Source organism: Gordonia phthalatica, from assembly GCF_001305675.1.
GTDB classification, from domain to species: Bacteria; Actinomycetota; Actinomycetes; order Mycobacteriales; family Mycobacteriaceae; genus Gordonia; species Gordonia phthalatica.
Genome location: NZ_CP011853.1, coordinates 2,429,706 through 2,443,190, shown reverse-complemented (window position 1 = coordinate 2,443,190; position 13,485 = coordinate 2,429,706). Strand labels below are relative to the sequence as shown.

The 13,485-nt window shown below is 68.5% G+C and carries 12 protein-coding genes; 8 read left to right on the top strand and 4 right to left on the bottom strand.

The features are described 5' to 3' along the window. Positions 1 to 63: 63 nt before the first annotated feature. The 3 genes from ACH46_RS11445 (at position 64) to ACH46_RS11435 (ending at position 4,710) form a co-directional block, all read left to right on the top strand. Positions 64 to 2,460, top strand: a complete 2,397-nt coding sequence (locus tag ACH46_RS11445) for a Tex family protein (protein ID WP_062393000.1) — start codon at positions 64 to 66, stop codon at positions 2,458 to 2,460. 68 nt (positions 2,461 to 2,528) lie between these two features. Further along, a complete protein-coding gene (locus tag ACH46_RS11440; RefSeq protein WP_082399614.1) occupies positions 2,529 to 3,938 on the top strand; it encodes an MFS transporter in 1,410 nt (469 codons plus the stop codon). 55 nt (positions 3,939 to 3,993) lie between these two features. Beyond that, on the top strand, positions 3,994 to 4,710 hold the full coding sequence (locus ACH46_RS11435; RefSeq protein ID WP_226995590.1) for an MFS transporter: 717 nt from the start codon (positions 3,994 to 3,996) through the stop codon (positions 4,708 to 4,710). On the opposite strand, the gene ACH46_RS11430 is transcribed toward ACH46_RS11435, so the two are convergent. The 3 genes from ACH46_RS11430 to ppk2 all read right to left on the bottom strand — a co-directional run bounded on the left by ACH46_RS11430 (position 4,694) and on the right by ppk2 (position 7,132). Next, entirely contained in the window at positions 4,694 to 4,990 is a 297-nt protein-coding gene (locus ACH46_RS11430) for a DUF503 domain-containing protein (RefSeq protein WP_062392998.1), read from the bottom strand. The two genes, ACH46_RS11435 and ACH46_RS11430, sit on opposite strands and share 17 nt — an antisense overlap. A gap of 29 nt (positions 4,991 to 5,019) precedes the next feature. Further along, on the bottom strand, positions 5,020 to 6,210 hold the full coding sequence (locus ACH46_RS11425; RefSeq protein WP_226995589.1) for a polysaccharide pyruvyl transferase family protein: 1,191 nt from the start codon (positions 6,208 to 6,210) through the stop codon (positions 5,020 to 5,022). A gap of 91 nt (positions 6,211 to 6,301) precedes the next feature. Continuing rightward, on the bottom strand, positions 6,302 to 7,132 hold the full coding sequence (gene ppk2, locus ACH46_RS11420) for a polyphosphate kinase 2 (RefSeq protein ID WP_062395297.1): 831 nt from the start codon (positions 7,130 to 7,132) through the stop codon (positions 6,302 to 6,304). A 323-nt stretch (positions 7,133 to 7,455) separates the two neighbouring features. On the opposite strand from ppk2, the gene ACH46_RS11415 reads away from it, so the two are divergent. The 3 genes from ACH46_RS11415 to ACH46_RS11405 all read left to right on the top strand — a co-directional run bounded on the left by ACH46_RS11415 (position 7,456) and on the right by ACH46_RS11405 (position 10,231). Next, positions 7,456 to 8,742, top strand: a complete 1,287-nt coding sequence (locus tag ACH46_RS11415; protein WP_226995869.1) for an MFS transporter — start codon at positions 7,456 to 7,458, stop codon at positions 8,740 to 8,742. Positions 8,743 to 8,804: 62 nt separating this feature from the next. Beyond that, positions 8,805 to 9,566 carry a CoA transferase subunit A gene (locus ACH46_RS11410; RefSeq protein WP_062392996.1) on the top strand — a complete coding sequence of 254 codons (762 nt, stop codon included), beginning with the start codon at positions 8,805 to 8,807 and terminating at the stop codon, positions 9,564 to 9,566. Continuing rightward, entirely contained in the window at positions 9,563 to 10,231 is a 669-nt protein-coding gene (locus ACH46_RS11405) for a CoA transferase subunit B (protein ID WP_062392995.1), read from the top strand. Before ACH46_RS11410 ends, ACH46_RS11405 begins: the two co-directional genes overlap by 4 nt. Positions 10,232 to 10,234: 3 nt before the next feature. Here the strand turns inward: ACH46_RS11405 and ACH46_RS11400 are convergent, their stop codons facing one another. After that, positions 10,235 to 11,287 (bottom strand): AraC family transcriptional regulator, encoded by a 1,053-nt coding sequence (locus ACH46_RS11400; protein WP_062395294.1) that lies wholly within the window; start codon positions 11,285 to 11,287, stop codon positions 10,235 to 10,237. Between the two features lie 174 nt (positions 11,288 to 11,461). On the opposite strand from ACH46_RS11400, the gene ACH46_RS11395 reads away from it, so the two are divergent. Next, positions 11,462 to 12,439 carry a quinone oxidoreductase family protein gene (locus tag ACH46_RS11395; protein ID WP_062392994.1) on the top strand — a complete coding sequence of 326 codons (978 nt, stop codon included), beginning with the start codon at positions 11,462 to 11,464 and terminating at the stop codon, positions 12,437 to 12,439. Positions 12,440 to 12,560: 121 nt separating this feature from the next. Beyond that, complete coding sequence (locus ACH46_RS11390; protein ID WP_120298848.1) at positions 12,561 to 13,409, top strand: TauD/TfdA dioxygenase family protein; 849 nt, start codon at positions 12,561 to 12,563, stop codon at positions 13,407 to 13,409. Positions 13,410 to 13,485: the final 76 nt, after the last annotated feature.

Below are 13,485 nucleotides of genomic sequence, written 5' to 3'. Positions count from 1 at the left end.
GTTTTGCGGTGACGGCCCGGTCGGTGCGAGGCCCCGCTCATCGACTTCGGTAGCCTGCATCCGGTGACCAACAGTGCGCCTTTGAAGTCCGTGAACGCCCGCATCGCGACGGAACTGTCCGTCGGCGAGGGCCAGGTGGCCGCAGCCGTGAAGCTGCTCGACGAAGGCTCCACCGTCCCGTTCATCGCCCGCTACCGCAAGGAGGTGACGGGCAGCCTCGACGACGCGCAGCTGCGCCTGCTCGACGAACGACTCCGATACCTCCGCGAGCTCGATGAGCGGCGCGCCGCCGTCATCGCCTCGATCGAAGAGCAGGGAAAGCTGACCGACCAGCTGCGGGCATCGCTGCTGGCGGCCGACACCAAGGCGCGCGTCGAGGACATCTACCTGCCGTACAAGAAGAAGCGGCGCACCAAGGCGCAGATCGCGCGCGAGGCCGGCCTGGAACCGCTCGCCGACGCGCTGCTCGCCGATCCATCGCTCACTCCCGCGGACGCGGCGAGCGCCTACCTCGGTGAGAACGTCGCCGATGCCGCGGCGGCGCTCGACGGCGCCCGCCACATCCTCATCGAGCGGGCCTCGGAGGACGCCGAACTCGTCGGCGCGATCCGCGAGAAGTTCTGGGCCGACGGCACCGCGCGCACCCAGGTGCGGACCGGTGCGGAGAACACTCCGGCCGCGCAGAAGTTCCGCGACTACTTCGATTTCGCCGAGCCCCTCGAACAGATGCCGTCGCACCGCGTGCTCGCAGTTCTCCGCGGCGAGAAGGAGGAGGCGCTGAGCCTGTCCTTCGACGGCGGCGAGGACGAGGCGTACCAGGCGATGGTCGCGGCCACTCTCGGCGTCGACCTCGCGAACCCGGGCGCGGCCACCGAGTGGCTGGCCGGGACCGTCCGCTGGGCGTGGCGCACCAAACTGATGATCACCGCGACCATCGACGCGCGGATGAAACTGCGAGCCCGCGCGGAGGACGACGCCGTCGCCGTCTTCGCGACCAACCTCAAGGACCTGCTGCTGGCCGCACCCGCGGGGACCCGCGCCACGCTCGGTCTCGATCCGGGCTACCGCAACGGCGTCAAGGTGGCGGTCGTCGACGCCACCGGCAAAGTGCTCGACCACTGCATCATCTACCCCCACAAACCGCAGCAGCAGTGGGACAAGTCGAAGGCCATGCTCGCCGCGCTGATCGCCCGCCACGGCGTGGAGCTGATCGCCATCGGCAACGGCACCGCGTCCCGCGAGACCGATCAACTGACCGCAGAACTCCTCGCCGAGATCACGAAGTCCGGCGCCAAGGCGCCGGTCAAGGCCGTGGTCTCGGAGGCAGGCGCCTCGGTGTACTCGGCGTCCGAGTACGCCTCGCAGGAGCTGCCGGAGCTCGACGTCTCGATCCGCGGCGCCGTCTCCATCGCACGACGACTGCAGGACCCGCTCGCCGAGCTGGTGAAGATCGACCCCAAGTCGATCGGCGTCGGCCAGTATCAGCACGACGTCTCGGCCACCAACCTCGCGCGCAGCCTGGACGCGGTGGTCGAGGACGCGGTGAACGCCGTCGGCGTGGATCTCAACACCGCGTCGGCTCCGCTGCTGGCGCGGGTCTCGGGTGTCACGTCGACCCTCGCGACCGCGATCGTCGCGCACCGCGATCAGACCGGTGCCTTCCCGAGCCGCAAGGCACTGCTCGACGTGCCGCGCCTCGGCCCCAAGGCGTTCGAGCAGTGCGCGGGCTTCCTCCGGATCCGCGACGGCGTGGACCCGCTCGACGCGTCGGGCGTCCACCCGGAGGCGTACCCCGTCGTGCGGAAGATCCTCGATCGCAGCGGTCGCCCGTTGTCCGAGCTCATCGGCGACACCAAGACGCTGCGGACGCTGAAGCCGTCGGACTTCGCCGACGAGCAGTTCGGCATCCCGACCGTCACCGACATCATCGGCGAGTTGGAGAAGCCGGGGCGCGACCCGCGTCCCGCGTTCACCACCGCGACCTTCGCCAGCGGCGTCGAGAAGGTCTCCGACCTGACGCCCGGCATGGTCCTCGAGGGCGTCGTCACCAACGTCGCGGCCTTCGGCGCCTTCGTCGACGTCGGCGTCCACCAGGACGGCCTCGTCCACGTCTCGGCCATGTCGGACCGCTACGTCTCCGACCCCCACGAGGTGGTCCGCTCCGGGCAGGTCGTCAAGGTCAAGGTGATGGAGGTCGATGTGGACCGGCAGCGCATCGGACTGTCGTTGCGCCTCAACGACGACCCGGCGGGCGGTAAGCAGCAGGGCAGCGGCCAGCGAGGGAACGGCCCGCGCGGCGGTGGTCAAGGCGGCGGTGATCGGGGCGGCCGGAACCGCGGCGGTCAGAATCGGGGCGGCCAGAATCGGGCGGGAAACAATCGCGGCGGCAACCGCCGCGACGACCGTCCGGCGAGCGGATCCATGGCGCAGGCCCTCCGCGACGCAGGCTTCGGCAAGTAGACCCGCCGTCGGCCCGACCGGCAGAAAATCGGTTGGTCGGGCCGCCCGGCACCTCTTAGGCTGGTCCCATGTCTGACATCCCGGTGAACGTCGACGCCGCCGACGATCCCGATGATGCCGTCGACGCCACGGAGGCGGCACTCAGCCCACCGGGTGACCGTCGCCCGGCGTCGGATCGACAGCGCACCTTCTTCGCCATCCTGGCCAACACGGCGGTCGCGAACCTGACGACCAGCTACCTGTTCTTCGCGCTGACCTTCTGGGTGTACTTGGAGACCCGCAACGTGGTGGCGACCGGAGTCATCGGCGGCGGCTACATGCTGACGATCGCGGTGTGCAGCATGGCGTTCGGGACCTTCGTCGACCGTTATCGCAAGCTCACCGTGATGCGGGTGTCGGCGGCGGCCACCACGGTCGCCTTCGTCCTGGCCGGACTGGTCTACCTGGTCGCCGGCGACACCATGGCGTCACTGGCGTCGCCGTGGCTGTGGCTGTTCGCGTTCGTCGTGCTGGCCGGAGCCGTCGTCGAGGTGCTGCGCGACGTGGCGCTGTCGACCACCGTGACGATCCTCGTCGACCCCGACCGCCGGGCCAACGCCAACGGTTACGTCGGCGCGGTCCAGGGCCTGACGTTCATCGTCACCAGCGTGTTCTCCGGCCTGTCCGTCGGCTTCCTCGGGATGGGTGCGACCATCGCCTGCGCGATCGCGTTGACCGCCGTCGGATGGCTGCACCTCCTGACGATCCGGATGCCGGAGGAGCCGACGGTCGCCGAGACCGATGCGAAGGGCGCCTTCGACGTCCGCGGCGCCTGGCGGGCCGTGACCGCGGTCCCGGGCCTGGTGGCGCTCATCCTGTTCTCGATGTTCAACAACTTCACCGGCGGCGTCTACATGGCGCTGTTGGACCCGTACGGTCTGGAACTGTTCTCCGTGCAGATGTGGGGTGTCGTGTTCGCCTTCGGCGCCACCGGCTTCATGCTCGGCGGTGCACTCATCGGCCGGGTCGGTCTGGGGTCGAATCCGATCCGCACCATGCTGATCGGCGTCGCGGTCCTCGGCGTCATCTGCACCGTGTTCGCGGCGCGCGAATGGGCCTGGCTGGCGATCGGCGGCGTGTGGTTGTTCATGCTGACGATGCCTGCCGTCGAGGCGGCGGAGCAGACGGTGATCCAGCGGGTGGTGCCGCTGCCGCAGCAGGGACGCGTGTTCGGCTTCGCCGGCGCCGTGGAGGCCGCCGCCGCACCCCTCACCGCCTTCCTCGTCGCACCCGTCGCCGAGGCGTTCGTGATCCCGTGGGCGCGCTCCGACGACGGCGCCGCCGTCCTCGCCCCGTGGTTGGGGCACGGTGACGCCCGCGGCATCGCCCTGATCTTCGGCGTCACCGGTCTGCTGACGATCGTCGTGGCGCTGGCAGCCTTCCGGACACCGGTCTATCGGAGGGTGTCGGCGGCGTACCGCGTAGCGTCGAGCGAGTGAGCAGGGGAACCGAGCAGGAGAGCACCTCCCGCCCGCGGTGTGGCAGCCGCGGTGGGTGGGCGCCTCGCTCGTCGCGGGCGCCGTCGCAGTGCTGAGCTCGTGGGTCCTCTGGGAACGCCGCACGCCGACACCACTGGTCGACCCGGGTCTGCTGATCCGGCCGACCATCCTGCGCGCCAACACCGCCATGCTGTCGGCGGGCATCGGAATGTACCTGCTGTTCTCGCTGCTGACGCGCTACGTCCAGACACCCACGGCGGCAGGTTACGGCTTCGGGCTGTCCGGCGTTCTGGCCGGGGCGGCCCTGATCCCGTTCTCCGTGCTGGGGTTCGTCGCAGGCCGCCTCACCACTCGGCTGGCCGCGCGGGTCGGTCCGCGCGGGGCATTCGTCGTCTTCAGCATCGCGGTGGTCGTGGCCGCGGGAGTGTTCGCAGGCGCCCCGGACTCGGTGGCGGCGACGCTCGCCGCGATGGCGGTTCTCGGTTTCGGCGTGGGCGGCGCGTCGGCGATCATGCCGCGCCTCGTCCTGGCCGGAGTACCGCAGCAGGAGACCGCGAGCGTCCTGTCGATCAACCAGATCGTGCGCACTGTCGGCTTCAGCATCGGCAGTGCGTTGGCCGGACTGCTGCTGGCCGCGGCGACCCCGTCGGGCGAGCTGCTCCCGGAGCTCGGCGGCTATCGGGCCGCTGCGGCGGTCGTGGCACCGTTGCTGCTGGTGAGCGCCGTGATCATCGCGGTGGGGAAGCCGTCGCCGATCACAGGTCGTCGGTAGTCGCCATCCTCCTGCGTGCGGACAGGAGTTCGGTCTCGGGGCGGGCGGCCACGAAGCGTTCGACGGCGTCGAGGACGTCGGTGACGTGCCCGGCGTCGCCGCTGACCACACCGACTCCGATCACGCTGCGGCGGTGCAGATCGCGGTGATCCACCTCGGCGACGGAGACGTCGAACCGCCTGCGGATCTCGGCGATGATCGGACGGACGACGGACCGTTTGCCCTTGAGGGAGTGCACGTCGCCGAGGAGAATGTCGAATTCCAGAGAACCAATCCACATGAGGGCGTCGACTCTACGCGACCCGCCGCTCAGCGCAAGCGAATTCCGCGCGGGTAGAGCCGGGCCGCCAGCTCGCGTTTGACGGCGCGGTTCCGTTTCGCGTCCGCGGGGGAGAAGCCGCCGACTGTCGGCCGCGGCGGGACTCCGCCGTGGTCGGACGTGTCACCGGACACCACCGTCCACGCCGATCCAGCAGCCGTCAGTGACCGGTGCTTCGTGGCGTAGTAGTCGGGTTTCGCCACCACCGCAACCCCCGAGTCGCCGGCCGCGGCCGCCATCAGGTGCGGGTGGAAGCGGGTCGTCAACCAGGTGTGACCCTCCCCGAACGGCAGGCCCGAGCGCCAGGCGGTCAGGAACGGGACACGGTGGGCGCCGTCGAGCCTGCTGCCCATCAGGTGCGGAATCGTGTTGTCGTGGCCGGGGATGCACTCGACGACGGTCACCTCGGAGCCGTCGACGCCCCACTCGTCGAGTGTCGCGGTCATGAAATCGGCCAGTGCGTCGGTACCCGTGCGGCCGCGCCAGGCGAAGTCGTCGGTCAGGTCGCTCTGGGCGCACAGGACCACGCGGCCCGACGGTGTCCGCGACGCGGGAGAGTCGATGGCGAGGCGAGGGGAGAGCCAGGCGTCGTCGCCGGTGAAGGACCCGCCGGGAGCGTCGGCCAGAACGTCCAGGCTCGGTCGATCACGCAGGTCGAAGACCTCGAACTGTGCGGCGTCCGTGCGGAAGCGCTCGAGGGCGGCACCGGTGAAACCGGGAGTGAGGCCGGTGCCGGTCGCGATCGCGCGAGCCCCGTTCGCCCGGGAGACGGCGGCCACCGCCGCCACCAGCGAGACGTGGTGCGGCCACACGTTGTTGAGGTATCCGCCGCCCACGATGTGAACGGTGCTCGCCCGCAACAGCAGCTCGACGCCCTCGGCGTCCCGCGGTGCGCCGCCGAGCCGGGAGGTGACGTCGGCGACCCACTCCCACGGTGCGTCGCGGTCGATCTCCGGGCCGGCCTCGTCGCTCGCGGCGAACAAGGCGAGGCTCCAGACGGTGTCGACGAAGACCGCGTGTCGATTGGCGTGGCGGAGCAGGAGCGACGCCTGGCCGGGGCGCGGCGAGTCGACCACCACGCGGGCGCCGGGACGCCGGAGTGCGAGATGCCGGAGCCAGGCCTCGACGATCAGCTCGTCTCCGAAGTTGGGGAATCCGGCCGAGGTCACCAGATAGATCACTTCGCGCGAGTCGAGCGCGCGACGAACTCTACGCGAGAGCCGGAAGAGCTCTGCGCGGGAAGGGAATTCCGTCATCGTTGCCGCAGAGTTCCTAGGTCTCGGTGTCGCCGAGCAGGTTGGCGACGTGGTCCGGAACGAACTTCGACAGCGATCGCGGCGGCCGGTGATAGTTGCCGGACTCGATCGGCTTCTTCGGAAGCTTCACCTCGGGCAGCTGAACCGGTGTGTACTCGATCGTCGACAGCAGGTGCGAGATCATGTTGATCCGTGCGTGCCGCTTGTGATCGGACTCCACGACGTACCACGGGCTGATGCCGGTGTCGGTGTGCACCATCATCTCGTCCTTGGCGCGGGAGTAGTCCTCCCAGCGGTACACCGACTCCAGATCCATCGGGCTCAGCTTCCACTGCCTCACTGGATCGTCGCGGCGGGCGCGGAAGCGGCGGAGCTGCTCGTCGTTCGAGACCGAGAACCAGTACTTGCGGACGATGATTCCGTCGTCGATCAGCATCTGCTCGAAGATGGGGGTCTGACGCAGGAAGCGGGTGTGCTCCTCGGGGGTGCAGAAGCCCATCACCTTCTCGACGCCGGCACGGTTGTACCAGGAACGATCGAACAGGACGATCTCGCCGGGCGCCGGCAGATGGGCAACATACCGCTGGTAGTACCACTGCCCCTTCTCCCGATCGGTGGGGGCGGGGAGTGCCGCCACCCGGCAGATCCGCGGGCTCAAATACTCGGTGATCCGCTTGATGGCCCCGCCCTTGCCTGCGGCGTCACGCCCCTCGAACAGAACCACCACGCGCGCCCCCGTCGCGCGGACCCATTCCTGCAACTGCACCAGCTCGGTCTGCAGTCGGAACAGCTCGGCTTCGTACACGTCTTTCGACAGCTTCGGCGATTTCGAGTTCTTCTTCCCCATTCGTCGAGTGTAGGTGACCGGCTCGACACGCACGGTGAGTGCCGACGAGATCACCCGTGTCCCGATATGGATAGAACAGTGTCCCCAACAGCTAAGTCTGTCGCACTTGCGCGTTCTACCGTGATCTACACCTCATCAAGTGAGTGCTGTATCGCACCTCACTGAGGGAGCGGAAGATGACGGACGCACAGCCCCAGGGCGTCGGATCGACCGCACGTCGAGACCATTTTCGAGGAGACCCGATGACCAACACCACCAGCGCGGCGGATTCGCCCGCAGAGAACACGGAGCCGGCCGTGAGCACTGACTTCACTCCCGTCGGCATGCCGCCGAAGCGCCGAATCTACCCCTGGGTGGTGGCGGCGCTCGCCTTCGCGCTGCTGCTGTCGGACTACATGTCGCGCCAGGTGCTCACCGCAGTCTTCCCGATGCTCAAGGGCGAATGGGACCTCACCGACTCGCAGCTCGCCTCCCTCACCAGCGTCGTCGCCCTCATGGTGGGCCTGCTGACCTTCCCGCTCTCGGTCATCGCCGACCGCTTCGGCCGCGTGCGCTCGCTGGTCACGATGGCCGTCGTGTGGAGCCTCGCGACCCTGATGTGCGCCATCGCCGCGAGCTACGAGCACATGCTCATCGCACGCTTCTTCGTCGGCGTCGGTGAAGCCGCCTACGGCAGCGTCGGCATCGCCGTGGTCCTCGGTGTGTTCTCCCCGCGCCTGCACTCCTCGCTCAGTGGAGCGTTCATGGCCGGCGGCTCGTTCGGCTCGGTGGTCGGCGTGGCCCTCGGCGGCGTCATCGCCGTGCACCTCGGCTGGCGCTGGTCGTTCCTCGCCATGGCCGTCCTGGGCCTGATCCTGGCCGCCGCGTTCCGTGCCGTCGTCACCGAGAAGCGACTCGAGCGCTACGCGGTCCGCGACGAGTCCTCCGATGCCGCGCTCGCCGCCAAGATCGCGAAGATCCGCGTGCCCGTCTCCACTCTGTTCACCAACTCCGCCGTGTGGGCCGCCTACATCGCCGGTGGCCTCCAGATGTTCACCGCCGCCGTCCTGCTGTCCTGGACCCCGAGCTTCTTCAACCGCTACTACGACATGGACCCGGCCAAGGCCGGTGGCGTCGCCGCCCTGTTCGTCTTCCTCGTCGGCACCGGCATGGTGGTCTGCGGCATCATCACCGACCGCGTGAGCCGCTTCGACACCCGGAAGAAGTGGTTGGCCGCCGTGGTCTTCTGCTCGATCTCGCTCGTGAGCCTCAGCATCGCCTTCCGCATCGACACCGGTGCAGCACAGCTCACGCTCCTGGCCATCGGCGCCTTCTTCGCCGCGGGCACTTCCGGTCCCACCGCGGCCATGGTCGCCGGCCTGACCCACGAGTCGGTCCGCTCGTCCGCCCTGGGCACCCTGACCGTCGCCAACAACCTGCTCGGCCTGGCCCTCGGCCCGTTCGTGATCGGCGTCCTGGCCGACCATCTCGGCCTGATGGACTCCCTGGCCCTGGCGCCCCTGTTCTACGTCGGCGCCATCGTCGCCCTCCTCGTCGGCTACCGCGTCTTCCCTGCCGGACTGCGCAAGCTGGCGGCGCAGAGCACCAAGTACGCGGGCACCGCGGCATGAGCGCCCCCATCGTCGAGACCCCCGTTCCACTCCACCCCGTCACCACGAGTCAGAAGGAAACCATGAGCAAGCTCTACGACAGCACCGCGGCAGCGGTGGCCGACATCGGCTCCGGGTCACGGCTCGCGGTCGGCGGGTTCGGAGTCTGCGGGATCCCCGAAGCGCTGATCAACGCGCTCGCCGAGACCGGCGCCACCGACCTGGAAGTCGTCTCCAACAACTGCGGGATCGACGCCCTCGGGCTCGGTGTCCTGCTCAACGCCGGTCGGATCAGCCGGATCGTGGCGTCGTACGTGGGAGAGAACAAGGAGTTCGCCCGCCGCTACCTGTCCGGTGAGCTGGAAGTGGAACTGACGCCGCAGGGCACCCTGGCAGAGAAGCTGCGTGCCGGCGGAGCGGGCATCGCCGCCTTCTTCACGCCGACCGGCGTCGGCACCGCCGTCGCCGAGGGCGGCCTGCCCTGGCGTTACGCGGACGACGGCTCCATCGCAGTCTCGTCGCCCGCCAAGGAGGTCCGCACCTTCGACGGCCGCGAGTACGTCCTCGAGGAGGCGATCCGCGCCGACTATGCGCTGGTCCACGCTCTCGTCGCCGACACCGAGGGCAACCTCGTCTTCAACAAGGCCGCGATGAACTTCAACCCCCTCGCGGCCATGGCCGGAGACGTCTGCATCGTCCAGGCCGAGCAGGTGGTCCCTGCCGGCACCATCGACCCGGCGCACGTGCACCTGCCGGGAATCTTCGTCGACCGCATCGTCGAGATCGGAGTGCCCGTGAAGACCATCGAGAAGCGCACCGTCGCAGCGGCGGAGGTGTCGGCATGAGCACCACGATCGACACCGCGAAGAAGGCCGACGAGACCGTCGGCTGGAGCCGACTGGAGATGGCCGCACGCGCCGCGCAGGAACTGGTCTCCGGCAGCTACGTGAACCTCGGCATCGGCCTGCCGACGACCATTCCGGATGTGCTCCCCGAAGGCGTCCACGTGACGCTGCACAGCGAGAACGGCATCCTCGGCACCGGTCCCTACCCGACCGAGGAGAACGTCGATGCCGACCTGATCAACGCGGGCAAGGAGACGGTCACCGTCAATCCGGGCGCCTCGTTCTTCAACTCGGCGACCAGCTTCGCGATGATCCGCGGGCGGCACATCGACACCGCGGTCCTCGGCGGCATGCAGGTCTCCTCCGCCGGCGACCTCGCCAACTGGATGGTCCCGGGCAAGATGGTCAAGGGCATGGGCGGCGCGATGGACCTGGTCCACGGTGCGCGACGGGTGATCGTGCTGATGGAGCACCGCGACCGCTCCGGCGGCTCCAAGGTGGTTCCCGAGTGCACGCTGCCGCTCACCGGCCGCCGCGTCGTCAACCGGATCATCACCGATCTGGCGGTCATCGACGTGACGCCCGACGGACTCGTCCTCCGGGAGTGCGCGCCCGGCGTGACCCCCGAGTATGTCCGCTCCGCGACCGACGCCGAACTCCTCTAGGCGTCACTCGATAGCGCCGTCCTCCGCGTCCGGCCGATCCCGATAATCGGAGTCGGCCGGACGCGTCTGTTTGCGCCACTGCCGAGGGCTCACCCCGAACTGGACGCTGAACCAGCGGGAGAAACTGCTCGGCGTCGAGAACGCCAGCATCTCGGAGATCTCGGTGAAGGAGTGGCGGTCGGATGCCACCATCCGTTCCGCCAGATCGGCGCGGGTCGCGTCGAGCACCTGGGTGAAGGTGACGCCGGCCTTCGTCAGCCAACGGTGGACGGTGCGGCGGTCCACGCCCAGACTGCGTGCGACCTGGTCGATGGAGCAGCGGCCGGTGGGCAGCAGCAGTTCGATCAGCTCGCGCACGCGCGCCTCGGCTGTCGGGGAATGGTCGACCTGCGAGGCGAGGAGCTTCTCCGCATAGGAGACCATGCCGGGGTCCGCGTACCGGTTCGGCTGGTCCAGGTCTGAGGTGTAGACGACGAGCCCGTTGTAGTCGCCGGAGAACTTGATCGGCGCCTCGAACAGTCTCTTGTGCGTGGTGTCGTAGGTCGGCTTCGGGTGGGTGAAGGTCACGGACACCGGATGCCACCGTTCGCCGAGGATGCTGCCCAGCAGCTGTCGGACGACGGCGACGGCCAACTCCACAGACTGGCGGACCGGGGTCGGTTCGCCGGGGTCCACGCTCACCGTGATCGTCGCCAGGCCACCCTTCTCGATGACCTCCATGAAGAGCGACTCGTTGTACATGTGCTGCAGCCGGATCAGCATCGTCAACGCAGTGCGGGCGTCGGGCTGCTCCCGGAAGCTCATGCTCAACGGCCCGAGGGCGGACAGCAGACGCTGCTCGGCCAGAAGCAGGGCGAAGTCCGGGTGGCCGGATGCTCGGGCCGACATCTCCAGCAGACGCGTGACCGACGCCGCCGGAATCCAGCGATCCTGCAGGTCGAGGCTCTTCGGATCCAACTGCGCGGCGCGCATCAGCTGCATCGGATCGATATTCAGCTTGCGGCTGACGTCGACATAGCCGGACAGGGCTGCGTAGCGCGCCAGTGCCTTCGCCATCGGACGGATCCCTTCGTGGTCATCGCCACCCTGCATCACCGAGTTGATCCAGTTCACATCGCGTCCCGATATGGAAAGAACAGTGTCACGCAGGGGTAAGTATGGCGAGTTTAACCCCCATATCTTCATGTCAGTTGAATCACACCGGACGACACCGAAAAAGGAGACCTTCCCATGGCGAATGCGATTCGTTTCTACGAGACCGGCGGACCCGAAGTCCTCAAGTGGGAGACCGTCGAGGTCGGCGATCCCGGCGTCGGCGAGGTGCGCGTCCGGCACGAGGCCGTGGGCCTGAACTTCGCCGACACCTACTACCGCACGGGCTACTACCCGGTGCCGCTGCCCAACGGCATGGGTGTCGAGGCCGCCGGCGTCATCGAGGCCGTCGGCCCGGGCGTCGAGGGCTTCGCCGAAGGCGACCGCGTCACCTACACCGGCAGCCCGCTCGGCGCCTACAGCACCGAGCGCGTCATGCCCGTCGACAGCCTCATCCACCTGCCGGACGCGATCCCGTTCGAGACCGCCGCGGCGATGACCATGCGCGGCCTCACCACCTCGTACCTGCTGCGTCGCATCGCCCCCGGACTGAAGTCGGGTGACACCGTCCTCCTCCACGCGGCCGCAGGCGGCGTCGGCCTCCTCTTCTGCCAGTGGGCCAAGGAGCTGGGCATCACCGTCATCGGCACCACCTCCACCGCGGAGAAGGCCGAAGTCGCCAAGGCTCACGGCGCCACGCACATGATCAACTACCGCGAAGAGGACCTGGTGGCCCGCGTCCGCGAGCTCACCGACGGCAAGGGTGTCCCGGTGGTCTTCGACAGCATCGGCGCCGCCACCGTCGAGAAGTCGCTCGACTGCCTCTCGCGCCGCGGTCTGCTGGTGGCCTTCGGTACCGCATCGGGCCCGATCCCGCCGATCAACGCGTTCGAGCTGGCGGTGAAGGGCTCGCTCTACGTGACCCGCCCGGCGCTCGCCGACTACATCGCCGATCCCGCCGAGCGCGCCGAGCTCGCCGGCGAGCTGTTCGATCACGTCGCGAACGGTCGCATCAAGGTCGAGATCAACCAGCACTACGCCCTCGAAGAGGCGCAGCAGGCGCACAAGGACCTCGAGACCGGCGCCAGCGTCGGCTCCTCGGTCTTCACCTTCTGAGCCACCTCTCCGACCCCACCACTTCGCCGAACCAGGCATCCACTTCACCCCTGATCCCCTCAAGGAGGATGACATGACCGCAGTCAACACCCCCGTCGCACAGCGACCGACCGAGACGACCATGAACGTCGAACGGCTCACCAGCAGCATCGGCGCTGAACTGCACGACGTCGACCTCGCCGAGGTCGCGAACAGCGACGAGTTGTTCTCAGAGTTGAAGGCGCACCTGCTGGACCACAAGGTGCTGTTCTTCCGCGATCAGGACATGTCGCGCGCCGACCACGTGAAGCTGGCCCGCCGGTTCGGTGAGCTGGAGGACCACCCCGTCCTCGGCAGCGACCCGGAGAACCCCGGCCTGGTGCGCATCTACAAGGACCTCGACAGCCCGCGTGAGGCCTACGAGAACGCATACCACTGCGACGCCACCTGGCGCGAGAACCCGCCCATGGGCTCGGTGCTCCGACTGATCGAGGGCCCCGAGGTCGGCGGCGACACCATGTGGGTCAACATGGGCCTGGCCTACGCGAACCTGCCCGAGCACATCAAGGAGCAGATCGAGGGACTCCGCGCCCGCCACAGCATCGAGGCCTCGTTCGGTGCTCGCATGCCGATCGAGCAGCGGCTCGCGCTGAAGGAGAAGTTCCCGGACGCCGAGCACCCCGTGGTCCGCACGCACCCGGAGACCGGCGAGAAGATCCTGTTCGTCAACAGCTTCACGACGCACTTCACCAACTTCCACAACGACTCGAACATTCGCTACGGCATCGACTACGCGCCGGGTGCGAGCAACCTGCTGCAGTACCTGCAGAGCCAGGCCAGCATCCCCGAGTACCAGGTCCGCTGGCGCTGGACCACCAACAGCGTCGCCATCTGGGACAACCGCTGCACCCAGCACTACGCCGTCCAGGACTACTGGCCCGCCGTTCGCAAGATGGAGCGCGCAGGCATCGTCGGCGACCGCCCGTTCTGATCCGACACGCGACCGAACCACACCTCCGTCGTCCACCGGGCGACACCCCCGGCACGACAGCCTCTCCCCACCGAAT

Excerpts from the sequence above, each read along its gene's own strand:
- ppk2 (WP_062395297.1), bottom strand. The coding sequence starts at position 7,132 with ATGGGGAAGAAGAACTCGAAATCGCCGAAGCTGTCGAAAGACGTGTAC.
- ACH46_RS11415 (WP_226995869.1), top strand. The coding sequence starts at position 7,456 with ATGCCGCCGAAGCGCCGAATCTACCCCTGGGTGGTGGCGGCGCTCGCC.
- ACH46_RS11390 (WP_120298848.1), top strand. The coding sequence starts at position 12,561 with ATGAACGTCGAACGGCTCACCAGCAGCATCGGCGCTGAACTGCACGAC.
- ACH46_RS11405 (WP_062392995.1), top strand. The coding sequence starts at position 9,563 with ATGAGCACCACGATCGACACCGCGAAGAAGGCCGACGAGACCGTCGGC.
- ACH46_RS11400 (WP_062395294.1), bottom strand. The coding sequence starts at position 11,287 with ATGGCGAAGGCACTGGCGCGCTACGCAGCCCTGTCCGGCTATGTCGAC.
- ACH46_RS11440 (WP_082399614.1), top strand. The coding sequence starts at position 2,529 with ATGTCTGACATCCCGGTGAACGTCGACGCCGCCGACGATCCCGATGAT.
- ACH46_RS11395 (WP_062392994.1), top strand. The coding sequence starts at position 11,462 with ATGGCGAATGCGATTCGTTTCTACGAGACCGGCGGACCCGAAGTCCTC.
- ACH46_RS11430 (WP_062392998.1), bottom strand. The coding sequence starts at position 4,990 with ATGTGGATTGGTTCTCTGGAATTCGACATTCTCCTCGGCGACGTGCAC.
- ACH46_RS11410 (WP_062392996.1), top strand. The coding sequence starts at position 8,805 with ATGAGCAAGCTCTACGACAGCACCGCGGCAGCGGTGGCCGACATCGGC.